This is a genomic window from Microbispora catharanthi (assembly GCF_006334915.2).
GTDB lineage: Bacteria > Actinomycetota > Actinomycetes > Streptosporangiales > Streptosporangiaceae > Microbispora > Microbispora catharanthi.
In genome coordinates this window covers 84,296-97,655 of the sequence record NZ_VDMA02000026.1, presented here as the reverse complement: position 1 = coordinate 97,655, position 13,360 = coordinate 84,296, and the positions used below count along the sequence as shown (strand labels likewise).

Below are 13,360 nucleotides of genomic sequence, written 5' to 3'. Positions count from 1 at the left end.
GAGAGCCACCGGACCACATCGCGACGTCTCATCGGTTGATCTCCGTCGCCGCGATGAGAACGTGAGGACGGCTGCTCGCATGATCAGCCCGCGAAGGGAGGAGTCTCGCATGGTTCGCACGTTCCAGTCCTGGGGCGACCGCCTGCTGGCCCGCCTGGTGCCGAGGACCGAGGCGTCGGCCGCCGTGCCGTGCTGGTGCCCGGGCTACAGCCAGGCCGGCCCGAACTGCCCCTGCAACAACGGCGTACGGCAGGTGTGCTGCTACGGCGGCAACTACGGCTACTACTGCTACAGCCAGGCCTGCTGAGGTTCCGGCGCGGCGGGTCACGCGCGGGCGACGCCCGCGCGCGGCCTCGGCCGATCCGGCCCGAGGAGGGTGTTGCGGGCGAGGTCGGCGGCGCGCCCGTCCGGTCCCTGCCGCCGGGTCACCTCTCGGCGATCACGTGTGGTGCGCGGCGGAGTCCGAGCCGAAGGGGGAATCCATGAACTACCTGCTCCTCGCCTGCCGGATGGCCATCGGGCTGACGTTCCTGGTCTCACTCGCGTCGAAGCTGCGCGGGCGGGAGTCGTGGCTGCGGTTCGCCGACGCCACGGCGCGGCTGCTTCCCGCTCATACGGGGGCCCTGCGAGCGGAGCGGCGCCACGCGCTCGCGACCGTGGTGGCCGTCGCGGAGGGGGCCGTCGTCGTGCTGATGACCGTCCCGGCCACGGCGTCCGCCGGCTTCGCGGTGGCGCTGGCCGCGCTGGCGGCGTTCTCCTTCGTCATCCACGCCGCGATCCGCAGGGGGCTCGCGGTCCCCTGCCACTGTTTCGGCGGCAGGAAGCTTCCGGTCGGGCCCGCCGACCTCGCCCGCAACGCCCTCCTCGGGCTGATCGCCCTCACCGGCCTGGCGCTGACGGTCCTCGTTCCCGTACGCGGGCCGGCCGAGTTCGCGGGAGCGGCGGTCGCGGCCCTGGCCGCGCTCCTGGTGACGGTCCTGGTCGTGCTGACGGGAGAGATCGCCGACCTGTTCGGGCTCGCCCGGGAGAGCAGGTAGCGGTGACCGACCCGGTCCGGGGGCGGCTGATCCTCCTTCCTGTCGTGGCCGTGGCGCTCTCCGGTCTGGCCGTGGTCGCCTGGCTGCGCCGGCGGTTCGTCCTGGTCGAAGTGTCCGGCACGAGCATGCGGCCGAGCTTCCGCACGGGAGATCGCGTCCTGGTGCGGCGTGTCCCATCCCACGGCGTACGGGTGGGCGAGGTCGTCGTGATCGAGGCGCCGCGGCCGCGCGGTCACCAGCCGGGGCCGGAACGGAAATGGCACATCAAGCGGATCGCGGCGGTCGGAGGCGATCCGGTGCCCGCACGGGTGGCGGACGCGCCCGCGCTCCGGGGCGCCGACCGAGTGCCCGTCGGCCACCTGGTCGTGCTGGGCGACGACCCGCGCTCGAGCCTCGACTCGCGCCAGCGCGGCTTCGTGCCCGCCGACCGGGTCCTCGGAGTGGTCCTGCGGCGGTTGCCGCCGGACGGCAGTCGCTGAAAATCACGGCCCAAGCAGGGAGATCTCATGCCGTTCCTCATCGCCTACGTCGCGGTCGTCGGGGTCTTGTGCGCCGTGGACCTCGTCCTGTCCGTGGGCGTCATCCGAAGGCTCCGTGAACACTCGGAGGCGTTGGCGGCGTTGCGCCGCGGGCCCGAGGTCATGGCCCCCGCGGGGTCGGCCGTCGGCCCGTTCACCGCCGTGACCACGGACGGGGAGACGGTGTCCGACGACACCCTCCCCGGGACGCCCACGCTCGTGGGCGTCTTCTCGCCGGGCTGCCCCGCCTGCGCCGAACGCATGCCGTCGTTCGTCGACGCCGCCAAGAACCGCGCGGGCGGGAGGTCGTCGGTCCTCGCCGTACTGGCCGGCCGCGAGGAGGACGTCGCGGCGGAGCGTGCCGCGCTCGAACCCGTCGCCCGCGTGGTGATCGACGGCTCCGGCGGCGGCCTCACGAGGGCGCTGTCGGTGTCCGGGTTCCCCGCCTTCGCGCTGGTCGACGCCTCCCGCACGATCCTCGCGAGCGGCACCAGCATGGAGGGCCTGGGCGCGTGAAGGCCGTCTGGGCGGCCGTACGGCTGGCGTGGCAGGCGGGCAGGGCGAGGCTGGCGGCCTACGGCGCGCTGATCGCGGCCGGCGCGGTGGTCCCACCGGCCATCGCCTGGCTGACCAAGGCCGTGCTCGACCTGGTCGCCCACGGGACGGCGACCCCGGCGTCGATCGCCTGGCTCGGCGCCGCACTCGCCGCCTGCGGGACCACGGCGGCCGTCGTCCCCCAGATCACCCTGTATCTGCGGGAGGAGATCGGCCGGAGGATCGGCGTCGTCGCGCAGGACCGCCTGTTCCTCGCCACCGAGCGGTTCGTCGGCCTGGCCAGGTTCGAGGATCCCGCCTTCCTCGACAGGTTGCGGCTCGCGCTGCAGTACGGCGGCGGCACGCCCGGCATGGTGGTCATGGCCGCCTTCGGGATCGTCAGGTCGCTGCTGGCCGGTGTGGGCTTTCTCGGCGCTCTCGCCCTGATCAGCCCGTGGATGGCCGTCCTGGTGGCGGCCACCGCCGTGCCGGGCCTGGCGGCCGAGGTCTGGCTGTCCCGGCGCCGTGCCGCGATGCTGATCGGCATAGGCCCCAACGAGCGCAGGGAGTTCTTCTTCCAGGACCTCCTCCTGAGCGCCCAGGCCGCCAAGGAGATCAGGCTGTTCGGCCTCGCGGGCCACCTTCGCGGCCTGATGCGCGAGCAGCGCACGGCCGCCGACGCCGAGCGCCGCCGCTCGGACCGCCGGGAGACGGCCGTCCAGAGCGTCATGGGGGGCGCGAGCGCGCTGCTGGCGGGGGCGGGTCTGGTCTGGGCCCTGCTGGAGACGCTGGGCGGAGGACGGACCGTGGGGGACGTCTCGCTGTTCGTCGCCGCCGTCGCCGGAGTCCAGGCGTCGATCACCGGTCTCGTCGGCGAGATCGCGACGATCCACCAGCAGGCGCTGCTCTTCGGCCACTACCTGTCGGTGCTGACGGCCCCGCCGGACCTCCCCGTACGGCCCGAGCCGGGATCGGTGCCCGGGCTGCGGCGGGGGATCGAGTTCCGCGACGTCTGGTTCCGCTACTCGGCCGAGCACGAGTGGGCCCTGCGAGGCGTCTCGTTCACCATTCCGTACGGACACTCGGTCGGTCTCGTCGGCCGCAACGGCGCGGGCAAGAGCACGGTGGTCAAGCTGCTGTGCCGGATGTACGACCCGGAGCGGGGTGCGATCCTCTGGGACGGCGTCGACCTCAGGGATGTCGATCCCGCGCGGCTGCGGCGGCGGATCGGCTCGGTGTTCCAGGACTACATGACCTACGACATGAGCGCGGCCGACAACATCGGCCTCGGCGACCTCGACGCGATGGGGGACCGGGAGCGGATAACCGCGGCGGCCGTCCGGGCCGGAGCCGACGGCTTCGTCGGCGCGCTGCCCCGCGGCTACGACACGCTGCTGTCGCGGATCTTCCTCGACGGCGGCGAGGCGGGCGTCCACCTGTCCGGCGGTCAGTGGCAGCGTCTCGCGCTGGCGCGCGCCTACCTCAGGGGCGGACGCGACCTGCTGATCCTGGACGAGCCCAGCTCGGGCCTGGACGCCGAGGCCGAACACGAGATCCACAGCGGGCTGCGGCGGCATCGGGCGGGACGGACCAACCTGCTCATCTCGCATCGTCTCGGCTCGATCCGGGAGGCCGACCTGATCGTGGTCCTGGACGAGGGACGGGTGGCCGAGCACGGCTCGCACGGCGACCTGCTGCGCCTCGGCGGCCTGTACGCGAACCTGTTCGCGATCCAGGCGGAGGGGTACCAGGTCGGCTGACGCGGCCACCCGGACCTGCGGGCCCATGCCCGGCATCCCGCCGGCGGCGTTCCCGATCACGCCGTGAACGCCGGAACTCGCCGAGCGGGCGACCCGCCCGGGAAAGGCGCTGTCAGGCCAGTGGCAGCGTGATCGTGAACAGGCAGCCGGGGCCCTCGTTGACCACGCCGATCTCGCCCTCGTGGGCCTCCACGATGCCGCGCGCGATCGCGAGGCCGAGCCCGGCGCCGCCGTCGGGGCCGGGCGTCCGCGCCGCCTCGCCGCGGAACGCGACGTCGAAGACCCGGGGAAGGTCCTCCTCCGGGATGCCGCCGCAGCCGTCCAGCACGGACAGGCGGGCGGTCGTCCCTTCCGCCACCGCCCGTACGACGACCGTGCCCCCGGCGGGCGTGTGGCGGATGGCGTTCACCACCAGGTTGCGTACGGCCCGGCCGAGTTGCCCGGCGTCCGCGTACACCGGGACCCGCGGGTCCGCCTCGCCGGTGAGGTGCACACCCTCGGCGCGGGCCAGCGGTTCGACGGCGGCGAGGGTGTCCGCGACGAGGTCGCCGAGCCCCGTGCGGGTGAGCGCGGGCCGCAGTGTGCCCGCGTGGATGCGCGACAGCTCGAACAGGTCCTCCACCATCCCGGCGAGCCGGTCGACCTCCACCCTGATCTGGACGTGGTAGCGCTTGACGGTGTCGGGGTCGTCGGCCACCCCGTCCTCCAGGGCCTCCACCATGGCCCGCATGCCCGCGAGGGGAGTGCGCAGGTCGTGGCTGACCCACGCGACCAGTTCACGCCGCGCGCTCTCCAGCGCCCGCTCGCGGTCGCGACCCAGCCGCAGCCGCTCGTACGCCTGCTCAAGCGCGGTGCTGATGGTCTGCAGTTCGGCGGGGAGCGGCGCGGGCGGCGGGGTGAACCGGCCGGAGGGCGGCACGCTCTCCAGCGCGCCGACGAGGCTCCTGCTGGCGCGCACCACCGTGCGGGCGTTCACCAGCGCGACGCCGAGGCCCACCAGGCCGCCGATGCCGACGACGGTGAGCACGATGTTCTTCGGCCGCCCGTCGATGATCATGGCGAGGGTGATGGCGACCACCCCGGCGAGCGTCGCGGAGACCGTCACGGCCGCGACGACCGCGAGCATCACGCCGATCGACCGGCGGCGCAGCACCCGCAGCAGCGCCAGGCCGAGGGCCGCGATGACGAGACCGAGCCCGGCGGCGACCGCGACGATCTGAACGATCATGACAGCGGCTCGTAGCGGTAGCCGACGCCCCAGACCGTGACGATCCGGCGCGGGTCGGTGGGGTCGTCCTCGATCTTCTCCCGCAGTCTGCGCACGTGGACCGTCACGGTGGAGGAGTCGCCGAACGACCAGCCCCAGACCTGGTCGAGCAGGGCCGTGCGGCTGAACGCCTGACGGGGGTTGCGCAGCAGGTAGACGAGCAGGTCGAATTCCCGGGCGGTCAGTGTGATCTCCTTGCCGCCCAGGCGCACCTCGTGGGCGCCGACGTCCACCACCAGGTCGCCGTCACGCAGCACGCCGGTGCCCGTCGGCACCAGCGCGCCGCGGGCCCGCCGCAGCACGGACTGCACGCGCAGCGCCAGCTCGCGCGGGCTGAACGGCTTCGTCACGTAGTCGTCGGCGCCGGTCTCCAGGCCGACCACCCGGTCCATCTCCTCGCCGAGAGCGGTCAGCATGATCACCGGGACGGGCCAGCGCTCCCGCAGCTTCCGGCAGACCTGCAGGCCGTCGAGCTTGGGCAGCATCAGGTCGAGCACCATCAGGTCGGGCGGGTCGGCCAGGGCCCGCCGCAGCGCCTCGGCCCCGTCGCCCACGCACTCGACCTCGTGCCCGTCCCGCTCCAGATAGCGGGCCACCACCTCGGCGACGGTGGGGTCGTCGTCCACCACGAGGACACGGGCGGGATTCGGGGAAGACTTCGAGGAGGACACGCCCTCAACGGTAAGTCCGCCGGACGACCCGGCCGAGCCCCGTCATCGTCTCGTAAGAACCGGCCGCTCGCGTCGCCCCGCACGCCGCGTATCCGCATCAGGGAGACGAGACTCCTGCGGTGCGCAGGTCCACGATGCTCCGGCGCTCTCGCGGAGGAGGTGTTCCGTCGTCCCGGAGCGGCACGCCGATGGCGGTCATCGTGAGGATGCGCCAACCGGGCCTGACGCCGAGCAGGGCGTGCAGCCCTTCGAGATCGAAGGCGCGAAACTGCCTGCAGGACAGGCCCATCGCATGGGCCTGCACCGTCATGTGGGCCACCGCCTGGCCGAGGTCGTAGTCGGCGAACTCGGAGTAGAGCATGCCGCTGTCGTCGACTTCGTGATGGGCCAGGTTGACGACCAGCGCGCTGGCGGCAGGCGCCCACCGTCGCGAGCTGCCGGCGAGGTGTGCGACGAGATGCTCGTGCCCGTCCTCTCCCCGGCGGCGCAGATGGAACGACCAGGGCTGCGCGTTACCGGCGGACGGAGCCCATCGGGCCGCCTCCAGCAGGGTTTCGACGTCCGAGCCGGACAGCCGGTGGTGCGGATCGAAGCGCAGAGGACTGAATCGCCCGTGGAGGGCCGGTGTGAGTTGTGGAACGTTCATGCCTCAGCCTGTGGACCGGGTCGTGTGCGCCGAGCAGCCGCGTCAAGATCGCCACGAGTGGGATGATTTCTTGCAGAGATCATGTGGAGTCTACGGCGCACACGGTGAGGACCGCCGGTGGGGCCACCTGGGCCGGCAGCGGAGTCACGGCCGTCTGGCGGCGAACTGCCGCCGTACACGATGATTCACGTGAAACCTCATGGATCGCGGGTATGCGAACCGATTCTGGATCAAGCTCGCGGTTGTCGGTGTCACCGCGTACCTTGGGGCCATGGCCCGTACCGTACTGACCGTACTGGGGATCCTCCTGGCCGTCTGGCTGGTGATCGGATTCGTGATCCCCGCGCTGTTCGCGACGCTGAAGTTCCTGCTCATCATCGGGATCATCGCCCTCGTCGCCGTCGTCGCCGTCACCGTCGTCGGGAAGCTGTCCCGCTGAGGTGAACGCTCTCCAGGCCGCCGTCGGATCGCTCGTCTGGCTGCTGGCCGAGGTGGCCGCGGGGTCTTCCGGCCCCGGCGCGCTGACCGCGGTCGGCCTGGCCGGCGTGGCCGTCCTGGTGTTCGCCTGGATGCTCTGCCGGCTGACCGGCGTCCCCGTTCTGCGTCGGGGGCCGGGCAGGCCGTCGTACAACGGTGAGACGGCGATGGTCAGGCTGCGCGATCCCGGCGCGCCTGGCCGTCCCCGTCCCCGCGCACCATCCGGAAGCCCCGCGCTCGCCTGACCGGCCATCCGGTCACGAGCGCTTTCGTCATGCCCTCATCCCTCGGCAAAAGGTCACAGACGAAAGGCTTCCCATGTTCGACTTCGTGCTCGACCCCGCCTACCGGCTCATCGAGGCACTCAGCCATGTCACCGGCGCCGGGCTCGCGATCGTCCTGGTCACCCTCGCCGTACGGCTGTCGCTGCTGCCGCTGAGCGTCCGCGTCGCCCGTGCCCAGCGGATCAGGACGCGGCTCGCTCCCCAGGTGGACAGGCTGCGCACGCGGTGGAAGAACGATCCGCAGCGGCTCCTGCGTGAGGTGAACGCGTTGTACGCCAAGGAGGGCGTCGGCCAGTTCACCGGCTATCTTCCGGCGTTCGCGCAGTCGCCGTTCTTCATGGTGACCTACCGGCTGTTCACGGCCGCCGTGATCGCGGGACACCCGAACCTGCTGCTGGCGCAGAGCGTGCTCGGCGTGCCGCTGGGGGAGCACCTCGCGGCCGCGGTCGCCGGCGCGGGCCTGGTCAGCCCGCCGGTCCTGGTCTTCGCCGGGCTGCTCGCGCTGCTCGTGGCCGTGGCCGTGATCGCCGCTCGCAGGGTCGAGCCCACGGCGCCGCTGCGGCGCGTCCAACTCCTCACACCGTTCTGGACCGTGGCCGTGGCGGCCTTCCTCCCGCTCGCGGCGGGCGTCTACCTGCTCGTGAGCAGCGCCTGGACGACGGCCGAGCGGGCCGTGCTCTACCCGCGCACCGCGTGACACCGGGGGCTGGAATGCTGACGGCATGACCCGTGACCACGTGATCGTGTCCTGGGCGGCCGGGGACACCGGCGGGGACGACCTGCGGGCGCTCCTGGCCGCCTACCACCTGCGGACCGAGGCCGAGAAGGGCGTCCCGGCGGCCGGCCCCGCGCACCTGCCCGAGCGCTATCGGGTGGAGGTCGAGGACCCGGGCGCGGCGTTCGCGGACGACGTCGTGCTGGTCGCGCGCCGCGGGGACGCCGCGATCGGCTGCGTGGTGCTCGCGGCGCCCGTCGAGGGGCGGGCGGAGATCAAACGGCTGTGGGTCGACCCGGGCGAGCGCGGCAGGGGCGTGGCCGGTGCGCTCGTCCGCGCCGCGCTCACCCGGGCGCACGCGACCGGCCTGCGGTCGGTACGGCTGTCGGTGTGGCGCTGGCGGACGACGGCGATCGCCCTCTACGAACGGCTCGGCTTCGTCGTCACCGAGTCGTGGGACTCCCGGGACGACCTGGTCTGCATGGAGCACACCTTCGGCGGCGGAGGCGGAGCGTAGCGGCGGGCCTCAGCCGACCTCGCGCAGCACCGGGGTTTCGGACAGCTCGGGATGCCCGTTTCGGGCGGGCCATGAGGCGGAGACGACGGCCCAGACAGTGGTCGCCTCCTCCTCGTGCCTGACCCCCCAGCGCTCGGCCAGGTATTCGACGATGCCGAGCCCACGGCCGCCGAGGGACGACAGTGTCGGGCGACCGGCACGGGGTTCCGTATACGCGCCGCCGTCGCTCACGGCCACCTCGACCTGGGTGTCCGAGCAGAGCCACGCCACTTTGAGCTGGCCGGACGGGAGAGGGTGGGCGTGGCGCAGCGCGTTGCTCAGCAGTTCGCTCATAATCAGAACGACGTCGTCGACGGCGGTGGCGAGCAGCCCCGCGTTCGAAAGTTCGGCGCTGAGGCGCTGACGTGCGACGGCGACGCTCGACGGTGCGTACGGCAGCATCACGACGCTCGACGCACTCACCTCCCCGTTCCCCCGTTTCTGCTGCACAAGCCAGTACGACCGAAATGCCCCGCTTACTCGGCCGGGAAACCGTGCCCCGCATCACAGCTTGTGCACATTGGACAATAGTTCAGTCCTTAAGTGGTGACGCCACGCTCCGATCTGTCTTATCAGGATGAAGATCCTGCCGAGGTCAACACCAGCCGCATGCGGGTTCCCCCGCCGGATCGGGGCAGTGCGGCGACGTCTCCGCCCTGGGCGCGGGCGAGGTTGCGCACGATGTAGAGCCCCAGCCCGACCCCGCCGAATCTGCGCCGGTTGCCGCTGTCGGCCTGGACGAAGCGCTCGAAGATCCGCTCCCGGTCACCCTCCGCGATGCCCACTCCCTCGTCGTCCACCACCAGCACGACCCGGTCGTCCTCCGGCCACGCCTCGACCCGGATCAGGCCGCCGTCCGGGGAGTACTTGAACGCGTTCTCCAGGAGCTGGGCCAAAAGGATGTCGGTGGCCAGCGCGTCCCCGTACACGAAGGGGAGATCGGGCGGGATGTCCACCTCCAGCCGGTGCCGGTCGGACAGGACCGGCAGCCCGAGCGTCGCCGCGTGCACCCGGGCGGCCAGGTCGAAGGGCTCGACCCTGACCTTCAGCTCCTCCGCCCCCGCCCGCGCGCCGAGCAGCAGGTGGTCCATGAGCTGCCCGAGCGAGCGGGCGCGCTCGGCGATCGTGTGGACCGCCGACCGCCGCCCCTCGTCGGACAGGTGGTCCCAGCGGGAGTCGAGCGTGCTGGCGAAGCCGTGGACGATCGTGATCGGCGTACGCAGCTCGTGGCTGGTGGTGGCGAGGAACAGGTCCTTGGCCTCCTCCAGCTCCTTGGCCCGGGTCACGTCGCGGAAGTCGACGACGGTCTCGCCCGTCTCCCGGATCTCCGCGCACAGCACGTCGAGCCATCGGCCGGACGGGAGCTGGAAGGTGAGCTTCTCCCCCGGCGCCGGCAGCGGGAAGGGCGGCGGCCCTCCGATCACCCGGTCCGCCGGGTGGCCGGTCAGCTCGGCCGCCGCGGGGTTCCACCGCACGACCGCGCCCGAGCCGTCCAGCACCGCGATGCCGTCGGCGCTGGCGTCGAAGACGGCCCGCTCGTGGGCGCGCTGCCGCACCGCGTCCTGGTACGCCATGGCGTTGGCGACCGCGATCCCGGCGTGTCCGGCCAGCAGTTCGAGCAGTTCGAGCTCCAGATGGCTCGCCTTGCGCCGGGCGAACAACGCGTAGAGCGCTCCATAGGGACGCCCGCCCACGGCGGCGATGCCGACGGCGATCGTGTGCAGGCCGGGCAGACGCGCCCAAATCAGGTCCTGGAAGCCCTCCGGGCCGGTCTCGAGCAGCACGGTCTTGCCGGTGCGCAGCAGCTTGGCGACCAGGCTGGTGTGCAGCCCGGCGGTGGCCCCGCGCAGCGTCTCGGGCAACTGGTGGACGCCGACCAGGCGCAGCCGCTCCCCCTCGATGGACACGAAACCGCCGGCGTCGGCGCCGGTCAGCTCGGTCAGGCTCGCGGCGATGCGGTCGAGCACGACGGGCAGGTCGAGCTCGGCGTTGATGTCGCCGACCACGTCGGTCAGCCGCCGCACCAGGCGGGCGCGGCGCACCATCCTGCCGTGCGCGGCGTCGTCGTCCTCGGCGGCGTGGTAGACGCTCACGTATCCGAGCAGGGCGCCGCCCGGCGAGCACAAGGCGCTCGTGTCCACCCGCAGGTCGAGCAGCCGCCCGTCGCGGTGGAGGCGCTTGGTGGTCAGCGACACCCGGCCGCCCGCGCGTACGCGTTCGAGCACGGCGTTGTGCTCGGCCATCAGCTCGTCGGGCACGATCGGGGCCCGCCTGCCCAGCAGATCGGACGCGGGCCAGCCGAACAGCCGCTCGGCCGCGGCGTTCCAGCTCAGCACGGCCAGGTCGCGGTCGAGCGCGACGATCGCGTCGGGGGAGCCGGCCAGGACCGCACGCGCGAGGCCCTCCTCGGCGTCGCCGAAGACCGCGTCACCGAAGACCGCATCACCGAAGGCCGCGTCACCGAAAGCCGTGACGTCCGCAGCCACGGCGTCCGGGACCGCGGGGGCGAGGTCCGCCGCCCGGCCGTCCACGCTGCTGTCACCCACGTCCCCATCGTGCCTTCTTTCACCTTTTGATCTTGGGGTTTTCCGTCACCTCGCGACCGCTCCGATACGCTGCCTGCACGCAGAGAAGAGAAAGTGGGGCGCCCATGTCCACCGAGGACCTCGAAGCCCTGCTCCGCGTGACCTCGCCGGGCTACGTCGGCGTGGCCCCGCCCGAGGTCGCCTTCGGCACCATGGACGCGCCGGTGGGCCGCCTGGTCCTCGCGGTGACCGCACGTGGCGTGCTGGCCTGCACCTACGAGGACGAGCACGAGGTCTTCGCCCGGGTCTCCCGCGCCGTCGGCTCGTTCATCGGGCCCGACCCGCGCCGCCTCGATCCCCTGCGCAGGGAACTGGACGCGTACTTCACCGGCAGGCTGCGCACCTTCTCCCTCTCGGTGGACCTGCGCCTGGTCACCGGCTTCAGCCGTACGGTGATCCAGCTCATGCCGGCCGTGCCGTACGGCAGCGTCACCACCTACCAGGAGATCGCCGAGCGGATCGGGCGGCCGCAGGCGCCCCGCGCGGTGGCCAACGCCCTGGCCGGCAACCCCGTCTGCCTGCTCCTGCCGTGCCACCGGGCGGTGGAGGGCCCCGGCTCGCTCGGCGGGTACGCCGGCGGCCCGGCGGCCAAGGAGCACCTGCTCCGCCTGGAAGGCGCCCTCTGACCGCTCGGACGCGAGGGCGAGCATGCGAGGCCCGTTCACGGCGAGCAGGAGGGATGGAGGGGTCACCTCAGGGGCGGCGCCTCGGGCCGGTCCGGGTCGAGCTGCGCCTGTGCCCGGCGCCCGCTGCGGCTCGATGACACGACGCAGGCTCGGCACGTGGACGTGGATCGATGCCGACGGGGGGTGGAAGGCCGAGCGCTTCTAACGGCGCGACCGCAGGCGGCGGCCCGGGAGGGACAGCGCCACGGTCGCCAGCCCGGCGACGAGGAACGCGGCGAGCGCGGCGTTCATCCACGGCTGGTGGACGAACCCGAGGGCGAGGCGGACCTCGGTCCAGATCCCGTCCCACCAGCCGACCGTCGGGGTGGAGGTCACGATCCAGTACGCCGCGAACCCGAGGATCCACGGCACGATCATGAGCCAGCGTGAGGGGGCGTCCTCGGCCGTGTTCCACCGGGCGGCCCCGCCGAGCAGGAAGTAGTCCACCACGAGCACGGCGAACATCGGCACGAACACGGCCCCGATCACGCTCAGGAACGCGCCGTAGGAGTTCACGTCGGCGAACAGCGCGATCAGGGTCGTGAGCAGGCCGATCACGACCGAGATCACCCGTCGGTCCCAGCGCGGCGCGAGGTTCTGGATCGACACGGTCGTCGAGTAGACGTTCGCGAACGACTGGTCGGCCTCGCGCAGCACCAGGATGCCGAAGAACACGACCCCGAGAGGGGCGGCCACGAACGGGTCCCACACCTTGTCGCCGTCGTTGCCGACCAGGGCGAGCGCGGCGATGCCGAGGGCCAGGCAGGCCACCTGGGCGATCGTGTATCCGACGACCACGCCGGTGAACGCCGCGCCGCTCGACCGCGAGTGCCTGGCATAGTCCGCGGCCATCGGCACCCACGACACCGACAGCGCGATGACGTAGTCGACGGCGGGGGCGAAGGCGTCCCATGAGCCGCCCCCCACGGACGGCCCCTGCCGGAACAGGGCGACCGACAGCCAGATCATCGCGATCACCACGCCCGCCGTGACGTACCGCCGCAGCAGCCGCAGCGCGCCGAGCGGCCGGATCGTCAGCGCGATCGTCAGCGCGCCCGCCACGACCGCCCACACCGCGTACGGCACCGCCGTGCCGAACAGCGCCTGCGCGCCGTTGGCGATGACCCACAGCTCGAAGGCGCCCCAGCCGAGCATCTGCACGATGTTCAGCACGGTCGGGATGTACGAGAGGCGGGCCCCGAACAGGCCGCGCAGCAGCACCATCGCGGGCCGCCCGGTGCGTACGCCGGGGATCGCGGCCAGGCCGACCATCGCCGTCCCGAGCAGGCTGCCGACGACGGCGGCGAGCACCGCCGCGGTGAAGGTCAGCGGCTTGCCGCCCAGCGGGTCGAGCAGGAACAGTGCCCCCGAGAAGCCGAGGAGGCTGACGCCGAGGTTGGCCCAGAAGGCGCCCTGGTCGAGCACGCCCAGGGTCCTCGGAGCCTCCTCGTCCAGAGTGAGCGGAACCTCCGCGTGCGCGTCGTCGACGACGGCAGAAGTCATCACACGCTCCCTACGCCGGCATTATCCGGACAGGTTCATGCGGTCGGCGGCACGATGTGGATCCGCCCTCTCAGCCCGGTCACGCCCGAGCTCCCGCGGGTATTGATGATGTCTTTGGGATTATGACACTTCTTTGACCGTT

The 13,360-nt window shown here is 72.4% G+C and carries 16 protein-coding genes and 1 riboswitch; of the genes, 10 read left to right on the top strand and 6 right to left on the bottom strand.

Translation table 11 applies throughout. The annotated features are described in order from the left end of the window. The first annotated feature begins 109 nt into the window (after positions 1 to 109). The 5 genes from FH610_RS35755 (at position 110) to FH610_RS35735 (ending at position 3,849) form a co-directional block, all read left to right on the top strand. A complete protein-coding gene (locus FH610_RS35755; protein WP_041952886.1) occupies positions 110 to 307 on the top strand; it encodes a hypothetical protein in 198 nt (65 codons plus the stop codon). 175 nt (positions 308 to 482) lie between these two features. Then, the gene (locus tag FH610_RS35750; RefSeq protein WP_139579658.1) at positions 483 to 1,037 is read left to right on the top strand and encodes a MauE/DoxX family redox-associated membrane protein; all 555 of its coding nucleotides are present in this window, start codon (positions 483 to 485) and stop codon (positions 1,035 to 1,037) included. A 2-nt stretch (positions 1,038 to 1,039) separates the two neighbouring features. Beyond that, on the top strand, positions 1,040 to 1,516 hold the full coding sequence (locus FH610_RS35745) for a S26 family signal peptidase (RefSeq protein ID WP_205826312.1): 477 nt from the start codon (positions 1,040 to 1,042) through the stop codon (positions 1,514 to 1,516). Between the two features lie 27 nt (positions 1,517 to 1,543). After that, positions 1,544 to 2,071, top strand: coding sequence for a TlpA family protein disulfide reductase (locus FH610_RS35740; RefSeq protein WP_139579657.1), 528 nt, complete (start codon positions 1,544 to 1,546; stop codon positions 2,069 to 2,071). After that, positions 2,068 to 3,849 (top strand): ABC transporter ATP-binding protein, encoded by a 1,782-nt coding sequence (locus FH610_RS35735; RefSeq protein ID WP_139579656.1) that lies wholly within the window; start codon positions 2,068 to 2,070, stop codon positions 3,847 to 3,849. Before FH610_RS35740 ends, FH610_RS35735 begins: the two co-directional genes overlap by 4 nt. 112 nt (positions 3,850 to 3,961) lie before the next feature. On the opposite strand, the gene FH610_RS35730 is transcribed toward FH610_RS35735, so the two are convergent. The 3 genes from FH610_RS35730 to FH610_RS35720 form a co-directional block, all read right to left on the bottom strand. After that, positions 3,962 to 5,077, bottom strand: coding sequence for a sensor histidine kinase (locus tag FH610_RS35730; RefSeq protein WP_139579655.1), 1,116 nt, complete (start codon positions 5,075 to 5,077; stop codon positions 3,962 to 3,964). Further along, on the bottom strand, positions 5,074 to 5,787 hold the full coding sequence (locus FH610_RS35725) for a response regulator transcription factor (RefSeq protein WP_139579654.1): 714 nt from the start codon (positions 5,785 to 5,787) through the stop codon (positions 5,074 to 5,076). The genes FH610_RS35730 and FH610_RS35725 overlap by 4 nt, the downstream gene beginning before the upstream one ends. 97 nt (positions 5,788 to 5,884) lie before the next feature. After that, entirely contained in the window at positions 5,885 to 6,433 is a 549-nt protein-coding gene (locus tag FH610_RS35720) for a nitroreductase family protein (protein WP_139579653.1), read from the bottom strand. A 271-nt stretch (positions 6,434 to 6,704) separates the two neighbouring features. Here FH610_RS35720 and FH610_RS43360 point away from each other — a divergent pair, with 271 nt between their 5' ends. From FH610_RS43360 to FH610_RS35705, 4 genes are all read left to right on the top strand, one after another. Continuing rightward, positions 6,705 to 6,872 carry a hypothetical protein gene (locus FH610_RS43360; protein WP_167538815.1) on the top strand — a complete coding sequence of 56 codons (168 nt, stop codon included), beginning with the start codon at positions 6,705 to 6,707 and terminating at the stop codon, positions 6,870 to 6,872. 1 nt (position 6,873) lies between these two features. After that, a complete protein-coding gene (locus tag FH610_RS35715) occupies positions 6,874 to 7,155 on the top strand; it encodes a DUF6412 domain-containing protein (RefSeq protein ID WP_205826311.1) in 282 nt (93 codons plus the stop codon). Positions 7,156 to 7,228: 73 nt separating this feature from the next. Then, positions 7,229 to 7,891 (top strand): YidC/Oxa1 family membrane protein insertase, encoded by a 663-nt coding sequence (locus tag FH610_RS35710; protein WP_139579652.1) that lies wholly within the window; start codon positions 7,229 to 7,231, stop codon positions 7,889 to 7,891. A 25-nt stretch (positions 7,892 to 7,916) separates the two neighbouring features. After that, positions 7,917 to 8,426 carry a GNAT family N-acetyltransferase gene (locus FH610_RS35705; protein ID WP_139579651.1) on the top strand — a complete coding sequence of 170 codons (510 nt, stop codon included), beginning with the start codon at positions 7,917 to 7,919 and terminating at the stop codon, positions 8,424 to 8,426. Between the two features lie 9 nt (positions 8,427 to 8,435). Here the strand turns inward: FH610_RS35705 and FH610_RS35700 are convergent, their stop codons facing one another. Further along, positions 8,436 to 8,888, bottom strand: a complete 453-nt coding sequence (locus tag FH610_RS35700; RefSeq protein WP_310738906.1) for an ATP-binding protein — start codon at positions 8,886 to 8,888, stop codon at positions 8,436 to 8,438. A gap of 149 nt (positions 8,889 to 9,037) precedes the next feature. Next, entirely contained in the window at positions 9,038 to 11,011 is a 1,974-nt protein-coding gene (locus FH610_RS35695; RefSeq protein ID WP_276607726.1) for a sensor histidine kinase, read from the bottom strand. 104 nt (positions 11,012 to 11,115) lie between these two features. Here FH610_RS35695 and FH610_RS35690 point away from each other — a divergent pair, with 104 nt between their 5' ends. Beyond that, positions 11,116 to 11,676, top strand: a complete 561-nt coding sequence (locus tag FH610_RS35690) for a methylated-DNA--[protein]-cysteine S-methyltransferase (RefSeq protein ID WP_139579650.1) — start codon at positions 11,116 to 11,118, stop codon at positions 11,674 to 11,676. A gap of 201 nt (positions 11,677 to 11,877) precedes the next feature. Here FH610_RS35690 and FH610_RS35685 read toward each other — a convergent pair whose 3' ends face one another. Beyond that, complete coding sequence (locus FH610_RS35685) at positions 11,878 to 13,218, bottom strand: purine-cytosine permease family protein (RefSeq protein WP_139579649.1); 1,341 nt, start codon at positions 13,216 to 13,218, stop codon at positions 11,878 to 11,880. Further along, a riboswitch (TPP riboswitch) is annotated at positions 13,209 to 13,325 on the bottom strand. (Overlaps the previous gene by 10 nt.) Between the last annotated feature and the right edge of the window lie 35 nt (positions 13,326 to 13,360).

Coding starts and splice junctions, on each gene's coding strand:
- FH610_RS35720 (WP_139579653.1), bottom strand. CDS start 6,433: ATGAACGTTCCACAACTCACACCGGCCCTCCACGGGCGATTCAGTCCT.
- FH610_RS35705 (WP_139579651.1), top strand. CDS start 7,917: ATGACCCGTGACCACGTGATCGTGTCCTGGGCGGCCGGGGACACCGGC.
- FH610_RS35750 (WP_139579658.1), top strand. CDS start 483: ATGAACTACCTGCTCCTCGCCTGCCGGATGGCCATCGGGCTGACGTTC.
- FH610_RS43360 (WP_167538815.1), top strand. CDS start 6,705: ATGGCCCGTACCGTACTGACCGTACTGGGGATCCTCCTGGCCGTCTGG.
- FH610_RS35755 (WP_041952886.1), top strand. CDS start 110: ATGGTTCGCACGTTCCAGTCCTGGGGCGACCGCCTGCTGGCCCGCCTG.
- FH610_RS35710 (WP_139579652.1), top strand. CDS start 7,229: ATGTTCGACTTCGTGCTCGACCCCGCCTACCGGCTCATCGAGGCACTC.
- FH610_RS35740 (WP_139579657.1), top strand. CDS start 1,544: ATGCCGTTCCTCATCGCCTACGTCGCGGTCGTCGGGGTCTTGTGCGCC.
- FH610_RS35685 (WP_139579649.1), bottom strand. CDS start 13,218: ATGACTTCTGCCGTCGTCGACGACGCGCACGCGGAGGTTCCGCTCACT.
- FH610_RS35730 (WP_139579655.1), bottom strand. CDS start 5,077: ATGATCGTTCAGATCGTCGCGGTCGCCGCCGGGCTCGGTCTCGTCATC.
- FH610_RS35690 (WP_139579650.1), top strand. CDS start 11,116: ATGTCCACCGAGGACCTCGAAGCCCTGCTCCGCGTGACCTCGCCGGGC.